The organism is Acinetobacter sp. YH12131 (assembly GCF_013418635.1).
In the GTDB taxonomy this organism is placed as follows: Bacteria; Pseudomonadota; Gammaproteobacteria; order Pseudomonadales; family Moraxellaceae; genus Acinetobacter; species Acinetobacter towneri.
On record NZ_VPBQ01000001.1, the window covers coordinates 427394 to 444380 of the forward strand.

The window sequence follows — 16987 nt, forward strand, 5'->3', positions numbered from 1 at the left end:
TTATATTTGTTGTCCCTAAAACAAGCATTGTTGTTGTGCTTAGGTTCTAACATACATCGAAAATTTAAAAAAGTGAACTAAAATTCACAAAATGATTTACAATTCATTTTATCTGGTTGAGAATAAGATATGAGTTATAAAAGATCATCATTGATGCAGGAACGTATGGAACAAAATCGCATGGCGATTTTAGATTCTGCTCGTGAACTTATTGCTCATGGGGGCTTTAAAGAAGCGTCTATCCAAGCCATTGCAGAACGCGCAGGCGTATCTACAGGTTTGGTGTATCGCTACTTTGAAAATAAAAGTCAGATTTTGATTGAAGTTTTATCGGATGCGATTCGTCGTGAGGTCGAAATTTTGGACCACATTGCGAAGTCAGATTTAAGTGCAAAACAAAAATTGCAAAAATCTGTCACCACTTTTGTGAAGCGTGCGATGAACAGCCCTCAATTGGCGTATTCGTTAATGTTCGAGCCTGTAGACCCAGAAATGGAACATGAGCGTTTTCGCAGTAAACAACTGATCAAACAGAGCATCAAGGAAATTTTGGCTGAAGGAAAAGTCAATGGTGAGTTTGATTTTGAAGATTTGAACACTGCTGCTTTAGGTGTGGTTGGCTCCATGACCTTTGTAGTGATTGAACCTTTAAACCCGTCTCGCAATGTGATGTTTGATCAAAATTATAAAGATTACTTTGTCAAACAAATTGCCGACTTTTGTGTAAATGCAGTGCGAAAACAGCAGGGAGGGTAGTAAAAACAACGCACAAAACAGGCAAAAAGTGATCGTCGTCATAATGGAAAACAGAATTACAAAGAATCAAGGAGATCGATTCAATGACACAAGTACGGTTAAGTTATGCCTATGGCACCAGTAATCAGCCTTTGTTAGGCATGACCATTGGTGAAAAGTTTGATCAGGCTTGCCAGCAATATGCAGATCAGGATGCTTTGGTAAGCGTGCATCAAAATGTGCGTCTGACCTATAAGCAACTACAGCAACAGGTCAATGCCTTTGCCTGTAGTTTGTTAAAACTCGGTTTTAAAAAAGGTGACCGCCTTGCCATTTGGTCTCCGAATTGTGTGGAATGGACGATCACTCAATTCGCAGCCTTTAAGGCAGGGGTGATTTTGGTGAATTTAAACCCAGCCTATAAAAGCAATGAACTGGAATTTGTGCTCAACAAAGTTTCCTGTAAAGGTTTGGTAATTGCATCGCAGTTTAAAAGTACCAACTATCAGGACATCTTAACGAAAATTGCCCCAGAGCTGTGTCAGGCAGACAATAAAGTCCTCAACGCCAAGCGTTTACCGCATTTAAAGCATGTGATTAAAATTGATGATCAAGCACATACAGGAATGCATCGTTTTCAGGATTTATTGACAGCTCCAACCACACACATGCTGAAAAAACTGCAACACATTGCTAGTGAGTTGCAGTTCGATGAAACCATTAATATTCAATTTACCTCAGGCACGACGGGCAATCCGAAAGGCACTATGCTGACCCACAACAACATTTTAAATAATGGTTACTTTGTAGGAGAAGCAATTCATTTAAGTCCACAAGACCGTGTTTGTATTTCCGTGCCGCTGTTTCACTGCTTTGGTATGGTGATGGGTAATTTAGCTTGTATCACACATGGTTCAACCATGGTCTATCCATCGGCAGTGTTTAACCCGCTCGATACCTTAAAAGCCATTCAGCAAGAAAAATGTACAGCTGCTTACGGCGTACCGACCATGTTTATTGCCATTTTAGAGCATGAACAGTTTGATGAATTTGATTTATCTAGCTTGCGTACAGGCATCATGGCAGGCAGTCCGTGTCCGCAAGAAATTATGCAACGCGTCATCGACCGTATGCACATGGCGCAAATCACCATTTGTTATGGCATGACCGAAACAGCGCCTGTGAGCGCACAAAGTTCGACTGAAGATTCGGTGGAACGTCGAGTCAGTACGGTGGGGCGTGTACATCCACATCTGGAAGTAAAAATTGTCGATGAAGAAGGCAAAGTCGTGCCGCGCGGACAGTTAGGAGAATTGTGTGTGCGTGGTTATTCAGTCATGCTGGGTTACTGGGATGAACATGACAAAACCCAAGAAGTCATTGATGTTGCACGTTGGATGCACACAGGCGACATTGCAGAAATGGATGATGAAGGCTTTGTAAAAATCAAAGGTCGCATTAAAGATGTGGTGATTCGTGGCGGTGAAAACCTGTTCCCGAAAGAAATTGAAGATTTCTTATATACTCACGATGCGGTCTGCGATGTGCAAGTAATTGGCGTGCCAGATCATCGTTATGGTGAAGAACTATGTGCCTGTATTATTTTGCATGAACACCATGAATGTACCGAAGAGGCAATTCGCCAATACTGTGCAGAACACATTTCACACAATAAAGTCCCACGTTATGTGCGCTTCTTTAGTGAATTTCCAATGACCGCTTCAGGCAAGGCACAGAAATTTAAATTACGTGAATTTATGCGTGAAGAATTAAATTTAAAGGAAATTGCTTAAGACATTATTTCAGCTATTTACTGCTGCAAGATCGACCTTTTAATTTTGTCAGCACACACCCTTTATTTCTCACGCAGAGATAAAGGGATACTCTATACAGGAATAATCACACTAAAAATATATCGCATGCTCGGCTTAATAAAAGATGGCACAAGTTTAAGCATGATGCGTGATAATCAAGGATGAAAATAATGACCGTACGCAATGATTGGACTCGAGAAGAAATTCAGCAGTTATATGAACAACCTTTTATGGATTTAGTCTTTGAAGCACAGCGTGTGCATCGCCAACATTTTGCTGCCAATACCGTACAAGTCAGTACCTTATTGTCTATTAAAACAGGCAAATGCCCTGAAGACTGTAAATATTGCTCGCAATCTGCGCATTATGATTCACAGCTTGAAGCTGAAAAACGTATTGCAGTTGATAAAGTCATTCAGGAAGCCAAAGAAGCATTAGCCTCAGGCTCTTCACGTTTTTGTATGGGCGCTGCTTGGCGTAATCCGCATGAACGCGATATGCCCTATGTTCTGGAAATGGTGCGTGAAGTCAAAGCTCTGGGCTTAGAAACTTGCATGACTTTAGGGATGTTAAACCAATCGCAGGCAGAACGCTTAAAAGATGCAGGCTTAGATTATTACAACCATAACCTAGACACATCGCGTGAGTATTATCCTAATGTGATTAGTACCCGCTGTTTTGATGATCGCTTAAACACTTTGGATATTGTGCGTCAAACAGGTATGAAAGTATGTAGTGGCGGTATTGTCGGTTTAGGTGAAGATACCCAAGACCGTATTGGTTTATTACATGAATTAGCGACTTTACCGTTACATCCTGAATCTGTGCCGATCAATATGTTAGTTCCGATTGAAGGTACACCATTGGCTGAAGTAGAAAAACTGGATGTGATTGAGTGGATTCGTACCATTGCAGTTGCACGTATTATCATGCCAAACAGCTATATTCGTTTATCTGCAGGGCGTGAATCGTTATCCGATTCAGATCAGGCGTTGGCATTTATGGCAGGTGCGAACTCGTTATTCTCAGGTGAAAAGCTTTTGACCACACCAAACGCAGGCGAAGGCAAAGACAAACAATTGTTCCAAAAATTAGGCTTAGTGCCTGAACGTGCCAAGCCAACCGTTTCGGAATTGTCGGTAGATGCAATGGCTGTGGCTTAAGCAGATCTTGAAAAAGACTCAGATATTTAATGTCAGTAAATTAAAGAAGAATCATGTGATATGGCAAAAGATTTTCACAGTGCAACTGTGGTTGCAGGCTATGACAGTCATATTCGGAAACTCATTCCTGGATATGAATTGGTACATCAACACATCAATGCAATTTTAAGTAGTCATTTGCCCGAAACAGCACAAGTTTTAGTGGTGGGGTGTGGCACAGGCTATGAGTTGCAGTATTTACTGCAGCAACATCCACAGTGGCAATTTACGGCCATCGACCCATCTTTAAGCATGTTACAGCAGGCAGAAAAAAACATTCAGTCTGTGGCAGGGCATGAGCGAGTACGTTTTATACAGGCAGATACCCACCAATTTGCCCAACAAGCGCAGGTTGAAAATTTGCAGTTTGATGCGGCATTGGCGATTTTGGTGGCGCATTTTGTGCCAGTCGCAGAAAAAACATTATTTTTTCAAGATATTTACCAAACATTAAAACCTACAGCGATTTTATTAAGCTATGATCTGATGCAGCAGACTGAAAATATAGAACTGCGCTGGATGCAGAATTTGGCTTTGGATTGTGGTTTAACTACGACTCAAGCGGAAAAAATGCTTGCACGACTGGCCGATGATTTTCATTTAATTATGGCAGATGCGCAGGCAGCATTGCTTACTCAAGTGGGTTTTCGTCAGTGTAAAACATATTGTCAACTTATGAATTATTATGGTTTTTTTGCAGAGAAATAGTTGATAAATAACATTATTTAGTCAGTAATCTTTGTAGTAAAAGTATCCGCACAAGAAAAGTTAGATCAGGGAAAGAGAAAAAATGTCAGCATATTACACTTTACTCAAACGTGAACAACATGCCGATGGTGGCTGTACTGCGCACTATCGTTGCAACATTCATGCACAAGGCGCGTGGAATCCGCATGAACAACACATGGCACCTGCAACGGGTATTTTGTGTGCAGAACTTGAGCAATTTATGCCGCGTGATGATATGCGAATTGGTCGGGTCGGTTTAGATATTTTTGGCTTAATTGCCTTTGGTGAATTTAGTATCACCACCCGTATGATTCGACCGGGTAAAACCATTGAGCTGATTGAAGCGGAAATGTGTGCTGAAGGAAAAACCTGTATTGTGGCGCGTGCATGGAAAATGAAAACCTCAGATACACGCGCAATTGCAGGATTGGAAGATTTACCGATAGAAAACCCTGAATATTTGCCCGATTGGGATGGCATGCGTTGTTGGCCGGGCGGCTATATTCAAAGCATTGAAACCCGTGCGCATTTAGATCGTCGTGCAGGTAAGGGCATCGTTTGGTTAAGAAACCAATTGGATATGGTTGAAAATCAAAGCACATCTAGTTTTGTGCGTTTATTGGGGATGGTGGATACCGCCAATGGCGTAGTGCCACGTTTAGACCCGAATGCGGGTTGGGGTTTTCCAAATTTAGATTTGCAAATGCATTTACACCGTTTACCGCAAGGCGAATGGCTAGGCTTGGAAGTAACACAACAATATGGTGAAGATGGTATTGGCTTAACGAGTGCAGTTTTGCATGATACTCAAGGGCCATTTGGACGTAGTGAGCAGATTTTAACTTTGCGTCAATTCTAAATCTATTCAATATCAAACAAAAAACATCAGGACGAATTGCTTCGTCCTTTTTTTATTGGCATGCTGTGTGCAGATTATTTCATCTTATTTTATCTGAAAATATTATGCGAATTAGTTTGATTGGTGCAGGGCGCGTTGCACATCATTTGGCTCATGTTTTAAACGCACAGCATCAAATTGTGCAAATTTATAGCCGTAGTCTGGACAAGGCGCAGCATTTGGCTGCGCAGGTTGGCGCAGAAGCGATTGCTGAAGTAGAAAAACTTCATTCAGATCTAGATTTAGTGATTATTGCAGTGAGTGATCAGGGCATTGCACAGGTGATTCAGGAAGTTCATCGTGATTTAAATCATGTGTTGATTGTGCATACCTCAGGCAGTACTAAATTAGATGTATTGCAACAGCATCATGCGCGTTCAGGGGTATTTTATCCCTTACAAACCTTTAGTTTAGAGCGTGAAATTGATTGGTCAGAAACGCCTTTATTTATAGAAGCTGCATTTGCTGAAGATCAACAGCTTTTAATGACTTTGGCAAATAGCCTAAGCAAAAGGGTTTATGCCTATACTTCAGCACAGCGTTTGAGTTTGCATTTGGCTGCGGTATTTGCCTGTAATTTTAGTAATTATTGTTATGACATGGCTAAGCAAGTGGTCGATGCTCAGCAAGTAGATTTTAGTTTGCTGTATCCTCTTATTTTGGAAACTGCGCATAAAGCAACCCAAAATGATCCGCGTCAAATGCAAACAGGGCCTGCCATGCGGGGCGATCACAATATTTTAAAAATGCATCAGGACTTATTGGCAGTAGGGCAGCAACATGAACTTGCCAAAGTTTATGCGATGATGAGTCAACAGATTTTAAAGCGGCATCAATCTTAGCCATTTGATGAGATAAAACGAGTTCACATAAAAAATGCTTCCCAGTGGAAGCATTCTTTTCTAGCAGAAATTAGTTAATTTTCTTGAAGATAAAATCATTAATCTTATGACCTGCTTCAATTCCGCGACGTTCAAACTTAGTTTGTGGACGCCATTCAGGACGAGGGTAGCTATTGCCTTTGCCCGCCAAGTTTTCTAAACGTGGACGGTTGTCTAATACATCTAGCATCCATTCTGCATATGGTTCCCAGTCGGTTGCTGCATGGAACGTACCGCCTAACACTAATTTTTGCTCTACCAACTCCATGCGTTCATGAGCAACAAAACGGCGTTTGAAGTGACGTTTTTTCTGCCATGGGTCTGGGAAATATAACTGTACCGTATCAATGCTATTGTCTGGCATTTCACGTAGCACTTGAATGGCATCTGCATCTAAGACACGTAAGTTGCTTAAACCTGCTGTACCTGCTTCATAAACGCACTGTGCAATCCCTGGAATATGGACTTCAATCCCGACAAAGTTACGTTCAGGATTGGCCTGCGCCATAAGTACCAAAGAACGCCCCATCCCAAAACCAATTTCTACTGTAAGCGGGCGTTCAGGGTGTTCAAAATGTTGACGTAAATCGCCAACAGGATATTCCAAAATTAAGTCGCCGTATTGTTCCAAGGCGCTACGTTGTGACGTATTCAATGGTGAAGAACGGCGCATGAACGTTACAATTTCACGATGCTCGTTGAGGTTGTCCAGCTCGACAACGTGCTGGTCTAATTGATCGTTCGACATAATTTTGGCAAATCTAATAAATTCGAATGCGGTATTTTAAGTCCTGAGCCATTGAAGTCAAATTTTTTCGCTGTTTTTCGCAGCGCCGTGCAAGATTGCGATACATCTGCATCTTTTGAGCATAAAAAATGCCGAATCATTAAGATTCAGCATTTAACATCATCAACGGTATTTTAATACAATAATTACGAATGGGTACTGTATTGATCAATTAAGGTATGACTGGCCTCATTCAATCCAATAATATGCACTTTAATTTGTTGGGCTTTAAATTTGTTCACCACGCTATTCAGCATATTTACAGAGGTAATATCCCAAATATGTGCATGCGTTAAGTCGATGGTGACATTGCTAATATCTTCTGAAAAATCAAAAAACTGATAAAACTTTTCTGAACTGCTAAAGAAAATTTGCCCTGAAATCACATATTGGCGGGTATGTTCGCCTAATAAAAATGAGCTGACTTTAACTTCACTTTCCAGTTTATTCACCAAAAATAAAGCAGAAAGCAGTACGCCAACAAAAACACCCAAAGCAAGGTTATGGGTAGCTAACACCACAATCACCACAGCTAACATGACTATATTGCTTTGTTTCGGATGCTTTTTAAAATTACGGATGGAATCCCAGTTAAAAGTCGTGAATGACACCATAATCATAATCGCAACCAAGGCTGCTATAGGAATATATGCCAACCAATCTTTGAGAAAAACCACCAAGCACAGCAAAAATACGCCTGCTGTAAGTGTAGATAGCCGTGTACGCGCCCCAGAACTGACGTTGATAATAGATTGCCCAATCATGGCACAGCCTGCCATACCGCCCATAAAGCCACTAACAATATTGGCATAACCCTGACCACGACATTCCTGATGTCGGTCACCTTCTGTGCCTGTGGCTTCATTGACAATCGTAGTGGTCATCATGGTTTCGAGTAAACCGACTGTGGCTAAGGTCATGGCATAAGGAAAAATAATAAATAAAGTTTCAAAATTCAGTGGAATGTCAGGCACTAGAAAAATAGGCAGCGTGTCGGGAAATTGTCCCAAATCGCTTACGGTACGCATATCTGCACCAAGTAATAAAGCAACCACACTCAGCACAATAATGCAGACCAAAGGCGAGGGAATGCTTTTACCAATTTTAGGAATGTATGGAAACAGATAGACTACCGCTAAACCTAATCCTACAAATAAATAGCCTAAGCTATCCATTTTCGATAATTCAGGCAGTTGCGCCACAAAAATTAAAATCGCCAAAGCATTTACAAAGCCATAAACCACCGATTGCGAAACAAAACGCATCAGTTTGGCAACTTTAAAATAACCTGCCACAACCTGAATCAGCCCTGTGAGTACTGTTGCAGCCAATAAATATTGCAAACCATGTTCTTTGACGAGGGTAATCATCAGTAATGCCATAGCGCCTGTCGCGGCAGAAATCATGGCAGTACGCCCACCAAAAAAAGCAATCGTGACCGCAATACAGAACGATGCATATAAGCCGACTTGCGGATCGACGCCTGCTATAGCCGAAAAGGCAATTGATTCAGGAATTAATGCCAAACCCACCACTAAACCTGCCAAAACATCGGTGCGGATATTGGAAAACCATTCTTCTTTTTTCAGGCTAATCACAATCTCAATTTCATGAAACTTTAAAGGGCTGTATGTTAAAACATCTAGAGATAAAAAAGCAGGCAAAACAGACTTGAAAAAGCCTGTCTTTTGCAGGATAGTCAAAGCGTAAGGGCTTTTTAAGACATTTACGCTTTTTTGCAATTTATAGGTTCAATCACTTGCAAGTTTGTGACAAGCGATTTACAACAGAGATAGTTATATAACAAGGATCAAATATGAAGCTTTATTATTCACCTGGCGCATGCTCTTTGGCAGCACATATTATTTTAAATGAAGTGAATGTCGATTTTGATATTGAGCGTGTAGATTTAAAAACCCATAAAACAGAAAAGGGTGCCGATTATTATGAAATTAACCCTAAAGGTTATGTACCTGCTTTAGAAATTAACCCAGGTTTAATTTTGACGGAAAACGTAGCGCTATTGCCATTTTTAGCGCAGCAAGACCCTAAACAGGATTTAATTCCGCCATCTGGTTTAGGTCGTGCTAAAGTATTGGAATGGTTGGGTTATTTAAACTCTGAATTACATGACGCTTACTCAGTATTTTTTGGCGCGCCTTTAGATGCAGAAGCCAAAGAAAAAGCCTATGCAGAAATTGATCGCTTGTTGACTTATATTGATCAAGCGATTGCATCATCAGACCATGAATATTTGGTGGATGATAACTTTGGTCCAGCCGATGCGTATTTGTTTGTTATCACTAATTGGTCAAACTATATTGAGCATGATTTAACTCCGTATAGCCATGTGGTTGAAATCCGTAATAAAGTTGCTGCGCGTCAGTCGGTACAAATTGCTATGCGTGATGAAGGCTTGATTCCTTAATCGGCTTTTACTTGCCAGAATCAGATAATAAAAAAGACGTTGAGTTAACACTTAACGTCTTTTTATTTGAGTTGTCGGACTTGGAAAAGACCCTAATGATTATTTAAAGAAATAACCCGTTTCAGGTGAGCTGGCATTCGCCATACGCTTACGTGGCATACGTCCTGCCAAATAAGCTTCACGTCCTGCTTCTACTGCTTTACGCATCGCAGATGCCATTAGCACTGGGTTTTGTGCTGCTGCAATTGCAGTATTCATCAGCACACCATCGCAACCTAATTCCATTGCAATCGCAGCATCACTGGCAGTACCCACACCTGCATCTACCAATACAGGTACTTTGGCATTTTCTTTAATAATCGAAATGGTATGCGGGTTAAGAATACCTAAGCCTGAACCAATTAAACTACCTAATGGCATAATTGCCACGCAGCCCATACTTTCCAATTCTTGCGCCACAATCGGGTCATCGGAAGTGTAGACCATGATCTCAAAACCATCGTCAATTAGCGTGCGCGCAGCTTTTAAAGTTTCGGTGATATTTGGGTAGAGGGTTTTTTCATCGCCCAAAACTTCTAGTTTGACGAGGTTGTGACCATCTAGCAATTCACGCGCCAACATGCAGGTGCGCACGGCACTGTTGGCATCAAAACAGCCTGCTGTATTTGGCAAAATGGTGTATTTTTCTGGTGGAATTACGGAAAGTAAGTTTGGCTGATCTGGATGTTGCCCAATGTTTACACGACGAATGGCAACCGTAACAATTTCTGCGCCACTGGCTTGAATCGCCAAATCTGTTTCGGTTAAATCTTTGTATTTGCCCGTACCCACCAATAAACGTGAATTAAAGGTACGTGAACCGATTTTAAAGGTATCTTGCATGGGTGCTCCGAGTTTAGCCGCCACCAACGGCATGAATAATTTCAATGCGGTCTTGATCGCAAATAGGGGTTTCGGCAAGTTTGCTTTTGGCAATAATTTTTTCGTTTTGCTCCACAGCAAAACGTTTGCCTTCTAAATCTAATGCCTGAATCAGTTGTAACAGGGTCGTGTGAGTGGTCTGTTGTGCTTCGCCATTCAGATAAATTTGCATGACCGAGAATCCATCTTCAAAATTACAAAATATAATTGAGCTTTATTTGGCATATTTCATGGCTTGCCACGCTAAGCTTAGCCAGCCTGCAATCATGAGTGCTCCACCAATTGGGGTAATCATGCCCAAGCCACGGGCTAAATCCAATGCCATGATATACAGTGAACCGCAGAAAAATAAAATACCCAGTTGAATCAGAATAAAACTGGCTTTAATAGGAAGTTGTGGAATTACTTTGGCCAATATGCCCAATGCTAAAAGTCCAAGGGCATGATAGAAAAAATAATCTGTTGCAGTTTGCCACCAAAGCAATTGCGCTTCAGTTGCACGGGCCTTTAAGCCATGTGCACCAAATGCACCGAGCATGACTGCTATAGCTAAATTCAGGGCAGAAATTGCAATCCACATACGCAAATTGACCTATTTAATTTTGCGCTTAACCTTAGCACATTTTTAGGGGCGGGAAAATCTGAGATTTGCCTGCCTGTATGTAGCTGTACCAATTAAAGACAATAAAAAAGGGCAGTTTGCCCAATTTTATTTTTCGATGTGTCTGCATCAATTTGGAGAATGTCAGTTTAGTTTGATGACATCGCCACTTTAATTTTTTCCATGGCATTTTTTTCGAGCTGACGAATACGTTCTGCCGAAACATTATATTCTGCTGCCAATTCATGCAGGGTCGATTTATCATCATCTAACCAGCGACGCTGCAAAATATTACGTGAACGATCATCCAACTGTTCCATAGCTTCATGTAGGGCAGAAGTGCTTTGTTCTTCGTAGTCTTCGTTTTCGACTAAACGTGCAGGGTCGTAACGGTTATCTTCCAAATACAATGCAGGTGCAACATAAGTTGAACCTTCATCGTCATCATCGCCTTGTGCTTCAAAAGCCGCATCATAAGCGGTTAAACGACCTTCCATTTCCAAGACTTGTTCTGCAGTCACATTTAAGTCATTGGCAATAGATTGTGCTTCTTCGAGCGTCAGTTTTTTGCTAGATTTTTTGAGGCTACGCAAATTAAAGAACAATTTACGCTGCGCCTTGGTGGTGGCAATTTTAACAATACGCCAGTTACGAATCACATATTCGTGAATTTCAGCTTTAATCCAGTGCACGGCAAATGACACCAAACGCACGCCCATATTCGGGTCAAAGCGTTTCACGGCTTTCATTAAGCCCAAGTTGCCTTCCTGAATTAAATCGCCCTGCGGTAAACCATAGCCCGCATAACTTCGTGCAATATGCACCACAAAACGTAAATGCGACATGACCAACATTTTGGCCGCGTCTAAATCTTGATCGTAATAATAACGCTCGGCTAACTCTTTTTCTTGTTCAGCCGTTAAAATAGGAATTTGGTTAACAGTACTAATATAAGCCCCGAGGTTTACCCCTGGTGCAGATAATGACAGGGGCATCAACTGATTGCTGCTGTCACTCATGAGATCTCCTTATAGGATTAGGTAGGTAAAATAACCGATGTCTTTATCTTAATGCCAATATTCTACTTAAATAAGTAAAATTGGTGTAGATATGTAAATCTTTATAGCAATAAGCGGCGAATATTAAGTCATTAAAACAAATGAACAATCAAACAGATACGCTTATTACGATGCTTTTGGCTTGGCAACATCAATCACATAATGAAACTCTGTTGCCGAAATCTGACTTGCTTCACAGCTATATTGATGTAACTGACAATAACGCGCCACATCTTGCTGGCTGTGCGGATCAGATGACTTCAATAAAAACCGTGCAGAATCTGAATGTTTAAGGGCACGTTTCAGCATCAATAAAGGCATAGGACAAGGTTGTCCCATGGCATCAATCACTATGATAGGTTGTTCAGCATCACACAGCATTGAAGTAAAAATTCGCCTTAAAAAACAGAATGATCATACTAGCAAATTCGCTCACAAATCCCAAATAAATTTCATCTGAAGCATCGGGGCTATTCATTGCGCGGCTTACTGCGCATAAGGGCAAGAGAATTGGCTTATTTTGCGAGATATTTGCAATAAAATTTATAGATCAAAATTGTGCTAAGTCACTTAACAGAAATAAAAATTTTCTATTTGTTCAACTCGTTTCAAACTGAACAAGATAAATCAAAAAAAATCTATTAATTGTCATAAAGCCGTGTTAAGCTCGATGCGTATTTAGGATTTTAGATAGACAATCGTTGTTTGTCGCCCTATTACAAATGGATGTAACCGGGATTTTGTTAATAGTTATACAGAATGATTACAAGCTTAGAAATAAAAATATTTTTAAACTTTGTTTGCTCTGCTGTTTGCAACACCGGGTGGTCCTTCTTTTTAATCAATGAGGATTAACTTATGACAGCTCGTGAACAAGGCGTAGTTAAATGGTTCAACGACACTAAAGGCTTTGGCTTTATCCAACGCAATGGCGGCGACGATGTATTCGTTCACTTCCGTGCGATCCAAGGTGACGGCCACCGTTCACTTCGTGACGGCCAACGTGTTGAATTCAGCGTAGTAAAAGGCCAAAAAGGCTTCCAAGCTGAAGAAGTACAGCCATTAGACTAATCACTCGATTATTCTAAAAAAAACGCTCCAATCCTGATTGGGGCGTTTTTTATTTGTATTTCTGTTTATAATAGGTCAGTTTTTTGTCTGTATAAGTTCGAGCACATATTTATGTCATCTGGTTTTGAAACCTTAAATTTACATCCGCAATTGAAACAGGCTATTGATGCTTTGGGTTTCAAGGAAATGACGCCAATTCAGCAAAAGGTTTTAAAATTTACTTTGGCTGGACATGATGCCATTGGTCGTGCGCAAACAGGTACAGGAAAAACTGCTGCCTTTTTAATTAGTGTGATCAACGATTTATTGAATAACCCAATTCAAGGGCAGCGTTATCGTGGTGAACCACGTGCATTGGTTTTAGCGCCTACGCGTGAATTGGCTTTGCAAATCGAAAGTGATGCAAAAGACTTAACCAAATTTACCGACTTAAATGTGGTGACTTTGTTGGGTGGTGTAGACTTTGATAAGCAAAAGTCACAACTCAATAAAAACTTTGTCGATATTATTGTTGCGACACCAGGGCGCTTGATTGATTTTGTAGAACAAAAAGAAGTTTGGCTAGATCAGATTGAGTTTTTAGTGATTGATGAAGCAGACCGCTTGCTGGATATGGGCTTTATTCCATCGGTAAAACGTATTGTGCGTTATTCACCGCGTAAGGAACAGCGTCAGACGTTAATGTTCTCGGCAACTTTTAGTTATGATGTGTTGAACTTGGCTCAACAGTGGTTATTTGAACCTGTTACAGTCGAAATTGAACCTGAAAAGAAAACCAATGCCGATGTTGAGCAACGGGTATATATGGTTGCCAAAACCGATAAATACAAATTGCTTGAAGAAATTTTACGTGATGAGCCGATTGAAAAAGTCATGATTTTTGCCAATCGGCGTGATCAGGTGCGTAAGCTTTATGATCATTTAAAGCGTGATGGCTATAAAGTGGTGATGTTGTCAGGTGAAATTGCCCAAGACAAACGCTTAAAAATGCTGGATCAGTTTAAAAATGGCAAACATAACATCATGATTGCAACAGACGTTGCAGGGCGTGGTATTCATGTCGATGGTGTTTCGCATGTGGTGAATTTCACTTTGCCTGAACAGTCAGATGATTATGTGCACCGTATTGGTCGTACAGGTCGTGCAGGTACACGTGGTGTGAGTATTAGCTTCTTGTCGGAAGATGATGCGTTCTATTTACCAGAAATTGAAAAAGCCATTGGTCAAAAATTGCCATTAACACGTTTAGATGGTTATTGCTAATTACTCATTTAAGCTATTTTTTAGTTTAAATCCTGCTGTTCTTAGTTTAAAAGTCGCTCTCAGTGGAGCGACTTTTTTGTATTTGCTTCTTATGTCGTGCTGTAATAATTTACTTTGCCTGACATCTAAAGGTCAGCACAGTTTGATAATCATCATCACGGGCAATATCAGTATTACGTCCCGCAATTGTACCTAAAACAGTTGCTGCCGCCTGAATCATTTGTCCCGTTTGCTCATCGACTACACCTTTGAGTGCGCCGTTATAAGATGTTTTTTCATCAACCAAGACTGGAGCGGCACGAGTACCACAGGTTTTATTGGCAGCTGTAATTGCATTATTTTTGGCAATAATATTACTTTTACCTAAACCTGTGACTTCATATAGGTTGTTTTCTTTTTGAATGGCAAGAGAATTATTTGGCGTGGTGGCACATGCGGTTAAAAGTGCAAAAACGGCAAGGCTAGAAAAGGCGACTATTTTTTTCATATCTACCTCGGGGCTAAAACGCTGTAGCGCGTATTGTTTGTTGATGATATTTCAATTCAAATGTGTAGAGATTGAAAATAACAATTTGATCTAGTTGAACATAATCTGGATGGTTTTAGATGTAGACACTGTATAGGCTGTGTTGATAATTCGTCATTCATTTATACACATCAAACCCAATCCATAATGTATTTTCATGCTCTTAAACTATAGATGAATGCGTCAAAGCATCATTGTTTAGATGTGCTGAGCAGGTTCATCTTAAAAGTGCAGACATATAGACCCTAATCAGAATCTTGCAAATAAGCATACGGAAATAGCGCAATTTTTTGAGTTTATGCTAATCTTAACCGAGCTTTTTGAAATAGTTATATAAGTCAATGACGGATACAGCGGTAGAAATCGTTCATCAAAATATTCATCAACGTCAGTCTACGGGGCAGTTAGTTGAACCTGCACCAAATACTGAGCAGCTAGAAATGGCTTTTCAGGCAGCTTTAACCGCACCAGATCATCATCGTTTAAAACCTACGCGCTTTGTGGTGATTACTGCCGAGCAACGTGCAGCATTTGGTGAGTTACTTTCTCAAGCCTTGGCAGACATGGGCGAAACCGATGCGGTTCAGTTGGAGCGAGTGAAACAGCATCCATTTCGTGCGCCACTTTTAGTGTTGGCGTTAACGCAATTTCAGGATCATCCAAAAGTGCCACGTTTTGAGCAGACTTTAAGTACAGGCGCTGCGGTACAGAACTTTTTACTGTCTTTGCAGGCGCAGGGCTTTGCCAGTATGTGGCGTAGTGGGGCAGTCGTTGAGTCGAACTTGCTGAAACAAGCTTTAAACTTAAATGCAGATGATTTAATTTCAGGCATTATTTATGTGGGAACAGCGGCTAAAGCCATTCCTGCACGCGCTGAGTTGAATACGCAAGCTTATGTTCGTTATTGGAACGCATAAGTCTTTATTTTTAGGATATAACAATAATGTCAGAGTTAAATTTTGCCGATTTGGTTGAACCTGTTGCAATAGATCGAAAAACTGCGTTACGCATTACAGTGCTAGGTGGTGGCAGTTTTGGTACAGCAATGGCCAATACAGCAGTGCGTAATGGCTGCGACACGATGATTTGGATTCGTGATGAAGCGACTGCCAAAGAAATTAATGAAACGCATATTAATCGACGTTATTTGCCAGATTTTCAGTTGGAGCAGGGTTTAAGAGCCGTTTCAGATTTGGAAACTGCAGTTCGTGACCGTGACATTATTTTAGTGGCTATTCCAAGTCATTCTTTCCGTGATGTGTTGCGCCAAATTAAACCTTTTATTAGCGCACAAGCAGTGGTGTCTTTAACCAAGGGTATTGAAGCCAAAACCTTTAGTTTTATGAGCGATATTATCCGTGAAGAATTGCTAGAAGTGCCGTATGGTGTATTGTCTGGCCCGAACCTTGCCAAAGAAATTGTGGCGGGGCAGCCTGCAGGTACGGTTATTGCCAGTCATTCTGAATTGGTGCGTTATGCGGTGCAGCAAGCTTTACACAGTGCGTTATTCCGTGTTTTTGCCAGCGATGATGTGAATGGTGTGGAATTAGGCGGTGCGCTAAAAAATATTTATGCTGTGGCGATGGGCATGGCAGCCGCTTATAACGTGGGTGAAAATACCAAGAGTATGATTTTAACCCGTGCATTGGCAGAAATGAGTCGTTTTGCGGTTAAGCTTGGTGCAAATCCATTGACCTTCTTAGGGTTGTCTGGTGTCGGTGACTTGTTTGCAACATGTAGCAGTCCATTGAGTCGTAACTATCAAGTGGGTTATGCACTGGGTAAAGGTAAAACTTTGGAACAAGCCACAGAAGAATTGGGGCAAACAGCCGAAGGCATTAATACCATTGTACAAGTGCGGGCGCGCTCGAATGAATTAGATGTGTATATGCCAATCACTTGTGCGCTTTATGAAGTGATTTTTGAAGGTGCGCCGCCTATGAATATTGCACTGTCTTTAATGAAAAATGGACATCGCAGTGATGTGGAATTTGTCTTGCCGCATCATCAAGTTTAGTTTTACATCCATAAAACTGCGCCACAGTAGGTAAAAACTTGCGTGGAATATGACAG

Annotated in this window: 19 protein-coding genes; 11 read left to right on the plus strand and 8 right to left on the minus strand. The window is 40.9% G+C overall.

Annotated features, from left to right (window positions below; translation table 11 throughout):
• The first annotated feature begins 129 nt into the window (after positions 1–129).
• The 6 genes from FTU66_RS02055 (at position 130) to FTU66_RS02080 (ending at position 6220) form a co-directional block, all read left to right on the plus strand.
• Positions 130–756 carry a TetR/AcrR family transcriptional regulator gene (locus tag FTU66_RS02055; RefSeq protein ID WP_004971526.1) on the plus strand — a complete coding sequence of 209 codons (627 nt, stop codon included), beginning with the start codon at positions 130–132 and terminating at the stop codon, positions 754–756.
• Positions 757–839: 83 nt separating this feature from the next.
• Complete coding sequence (locus FTU66_RS02060) at positions 840–2528, plus strand: AMP-binding protein (protein ID WP_096901051.1); 1689 nt, start codon at positions 840–842, stop codon at positions 2526–2528.
• Between the two features lie 191 nt (positions 2529–2719).
• On the plus strand, positions 2720–3712 hold the full coding sequence (gene bioB / locus FTU66_RS02065) for a biotin synthase BioB (RefSeq protein ID WP_180112222.1): 993 nt from the start codon (positions 2720–2722) through the stop codon (positions 3710–3712).
• A 60-nt stretch (positions 3713–3772) separates the two neighbouring features.
• A complete protein-coding gene (locus tag FTU66_RS02070) occupies positions 3773–4459 on the plus strand; it encodes a class I SAM-dependent methyltransferase (RefSeq protein WP_004971520.1) in 687 nt (228 codons plus the stop codon).
• Positions 4460–4541: 82 nt separating this feature from the next.
• Positions 4542–5339 carry a thioesterase family protein gene (locus tag FTU66_RS02075; protein WP_104851802.1) on the plus strand — a complete coding sequence of 266 codons (798 nt, stop codon included), beginning with the start codon at positions 4542–4544 and terminating at the stop codon, positions 5337–5339.
• A 104-nt stretch (positions 5340–5443) separates the two neighbouring features.
• Positions 5444–6220, plus strand: coding sequence for a Rossmann-like and DUF2520 domain-containing protein (locus tag FTU66_RS02080; RefSeq protein ID WP_180112223.1), 777 nt, complete (start codon positions 5444–5446; stop codon positions 6218–6220).
• 70 nt (positions 6221–6290) lie between these two features.
• Here the strand turns inward: FTU66_RS02080 and trmB are convergent, their stop codons facing one another.
• Positions 6291–7007, minus strand: coding sequence for a tRNA (guanosine(46)-N7)-methyltransferase TrmB (trmB, locus tag FTU66_RS02085; RefSeq protein ID WP_004971514.1), 717 nt, complete (start codon positions 7005–7007; stop codon positions 6291–6293).
• Between the two features lie 185 nt (positions 7008–7192).
• Entirely contained in the window at positions 7193–8644 is a 1452-nt protein-coding gene (locus FTU66_RS02090; RefSeq protein ID WP_180112224.1) for a SulP family inorganic anion transporter, read from the minus strand.
• Between the two features lie 218 nt (positions 8645–8862).
• Here FTU66_RS02090 and FTU66_RS02095 point away from each other — a divergent pair, with 218 nt between their 5' ends.
• The gene (locus tag FTU66_RS02095; RefSeq protein ID WP_131261343.1) at positions 8863–9474 is read left to right on the plus strand and encodes a glutathione binding-like protein; all 612 of its coding nucleotides are present in this window, start codon (positions 8863–8865) and stop codon (positions 9472–9474) included.
• A gap of 99 nt (positions 9475–9573) precedes the next feature.
• Here FTU66_RS02095 and FTU66_RS02100 read toward each other — a convergent pair whose 3' ends face one another.
• The 5 genes from FTU66_RS02100 to FTU66_RS02120 all read right to left on the minus strand — a co-directional run bounded on the left by FTU66_RS02100 (position 9574) and on the right by FTU66_RS02120 (position 12435).
• Positions 9574–10356 carry a thiazole synthase gene (locus FTU66_RS02100; protein ID WP_004971502.1) on the minus strand — a complete coding sequence of 261 codons (783 nt, stop codon included), beginning with the start codon at positions 10354–10356 and terminating at the stop codon, positions 9574–9576.
• Between the two features lie 13 nt (positions 10357–10369).
• Complete coding sequence (thiS, locus tag FTU66_RS02105; protein WP_004971499.1) at positions 10370–10567, minus strand: sulfur carrier protein ThiS; 198 nt, start codon at positions 10565–10567, stop codon at positions 10370–10372.
• A gap of 42 nt (positions 10568–10609) precedes the next feature.
• Positions 10610–10975 (minus strand): DUF423 domain-containing protein, encoded by a 366-nt coding sequence (locus tag FTU66_RS02110; protein ID WP_131261341.1) that lies wholly within the window; start codon positions 10973–10975, stop codon positions 10610–10612.
• Positions 10976–11145: 170 nt separating this feature from the next.
• On the minus strand, positions 11146–12015 hold the full coding sequence (gene rpoH, locus FTU66_RS02115) for an RNA polymerase sigma factor RpoH (protein WP_004971496.1): 870 nt from the start codon (positions 12013–12015) through the stop codon (positions 11146–11148).
• 165 nt (positions 12016–12180) lie between these two features.
• On the minus strand, positions 12181–12435 hold the full coding sequence (locus FTU66_RS02120; RefSeq protein ID WP_154320852.1) for a sulfurtransferase TusA family protein: 255 nt from the start codon (positions 12433–12435) through the stop codon (positions 12181–12183).
• Positions 12436–12912: 477 nt separating this feature from the next.
• Between FTU66_RS02120 and FTU66_RS02125 the strand changes: the two genes are divergently transcribed.
• Both FTU66_RS02125 and rhlB read left to right on the plus strand, forming a co-directional pair.
• Positions 12913–13125, plus strand: a complete 213-nt coding sequence (locus FTU66_RS02125; protein ID WP_004648643.1) for a cold-shock protein — start codon at positions 12913–12915, stop codon at positions 13123–13125.
• Between the two features lie 111 nt (positions 13126–13236).
• Entirely contained in the window at positions 13237–14388 is a 1152-nt protein-coding gene (gene rhlB, locus FTU66_RS02130) for an ATP-dependent RNA helicase RhlB (RefSeq protein ID WP_004971493.1), read from the plus strand.
• A gap of 109 nt (positions 14389–14497) precedes the next feature.
• On the opposite strand, the gene FTU66_RS02135 is transcribed toward rhlB, so the two are convergent.
• Positions 14498–14875 (minus strand): hypothetical protein, encoded by a 378-nt coding sequence (locus FTU66_RS02135; protein ID WP_004971490.1) that lies wholly within the window; start codon positions 14873–14875, stop codon positions 14498–14500.
• A gap of 380 nt (positions 14876–15255) precedes the next feature.
• Here FTU66_RS02135 and FTU66_RS02140 point away from each other — a divergent pair, with 380 nt between their 5' ends.
• Together FTU66_RS02140 and FTU66_RS02145 are read left to right on the plus strand one after the other, a co-directional pair.
• Positions 15256–15831, plus strand: a complete 576-nt coding sequence (locus FTU66_RS02140) for a nitroreductase (RefSeq protein ID WP_131261340.1) — start codon at positions 15256–15258, stop codon at positions 15829–15831.
• A gap of 26 nt (positions 15832–15857) precedes the next feature.
• Complete coding sequence (locus FTU66_RS02145) at positions 15858–16931, plus strand: NAD(P)H-dependent glycerol-3-phosphate dehydrogenase (RefSeq protein WP_180112225.1); 1074 nt, start codon at positions 15858–15860, stop codon at positions 16929–16931.
• Positions 16932–16987: the final 56 nt, after the last annotated feature.

Excerpts from the sequence above, each read along its gene's own strand:
- FTU66_RS02075 (WP_104851802.1), top strand. The coding sequence starts at position 4,542 with ATGTCAGCATATTACACTTTACTCAAACGTGAACAACATGCCGATGGT.
- rpoH (WP_004971496.1), bottom strand. The coding sequence starts at position 12,015 with ATGAGTGACAGCAGCAATCAGTTGATGCCCCTGTCATTATCTGCACCA.
- FTU66_RS02135 (WP_004971490.1), bottom strand. The coding sequence starts at position 14,875 with ATGAAAAAAATAGTCGCCTTTTCTAGCCTTGCCGTTTTTGCACTTTTA.
- FTU66_RS02095 (WP_131261343.1), top strand. The coding sequence starts at position 8,863 with ATGAAGCTTTATTATTCACCTGGCGCATGCTCTTTGGCAGCACATATT.
- FTU66_RS02145 (WP_180112225.1), top strand. The coding sequence starts at position 15,858 with ATGTCAGAGTTAAATTTTGCCGATTTGGTTGAACCTGTTGCAATAGAT.
- FTU66_RS02080 (WP_180112223.1), top strand. The coding sequence starts at position 5,444 with ATGCGAATTAGTTTGATTGGTGCAGGGCGCGTTGCACATCATTTGGCT.
- trmB (WP_004971514.1), bottom strand. The coding sequence starts at position 7,007 with ATGTCGAACGATCAATTAGACCAGCACGTTGTCGAGCTGGACAACCTC.
- FTU66_RS02140 (WP_131261340.1), top strand. The coding sequence starts at position 15,256 with ATGACGGATACAGCGGTAGAAATCGTTCATCAAAATATTCATCAACGT.
- FTU66_RS02125 (WP_004648643.1), top strand. The coding sequence starts at position 12,913 with ATGACAGCTCGTGAACAAGGCGTAGTTAAATGGTTCAACGACACTAAA.
- FTU66_RS02055 (WP_004971526.1), top strand. The coding sequence starts at position 130 with ATGAGTTATAAAAGATCATCATTGATGCAGGAACGTATGGAACAAAAT.
- FTU66_RS02100 (WP_004971502.1), bottom strand. The coding sequence starts at position 10,356 with ATGCAAGATACCTTTAAAATCGGTTCACGTACCTTTAATTCACGTTTA.
- rhlB (WP_004971493.1), top strand. The coding sequence starts at position 13,237 with ATGTCATCTGGTTTTGAAACCTTAAATTTACATCCGCAATTGAAACAG.
- FTU66_RS02070 (WP_004971520.1), top strand. The coding sequence starts at position 3,773 with ATGGCAAAAGATTTTCACAGTGCAACTGTGGTTGCAGGCTATGACAGT.
- FTU66_RS02060 (WP_096901051.1), top strand. The coding sequence starts at position 840 with ATGACACAAGTACGGTTAAGTTATGCCTATGGCACCAGTAATCAGCCT.
- FTU66_RS02110 (WP_131261341.1), bottom strand. The coding sequence starts at position 10,975 with ATGTGGATTGCAATTTCTGCCCTGAATTTAGCTATAGCAGTCATGCTC.
- thiS (WP_004971499.1), bottom strand. The coding sequence starts at position 10,567 with ATGCAAATTTATCTGAATGGCGAAGCACAACAGACCACTCACACGACC.
- bioB (WP_180112222.1), top strand. The coding sequence starts at position 2,720 with ATGACCGTACGCAATGATTGGACTCGAGAAGAAATTCAGCAGTTATAT.
- FTU66_RS02120 (WP_154320852.1), bottom strand. The coding sequence starts at position 12,435 with ATGCTGTGTGATGCTGAACAACCTATCATAGTGATTGATGCCATGGGA.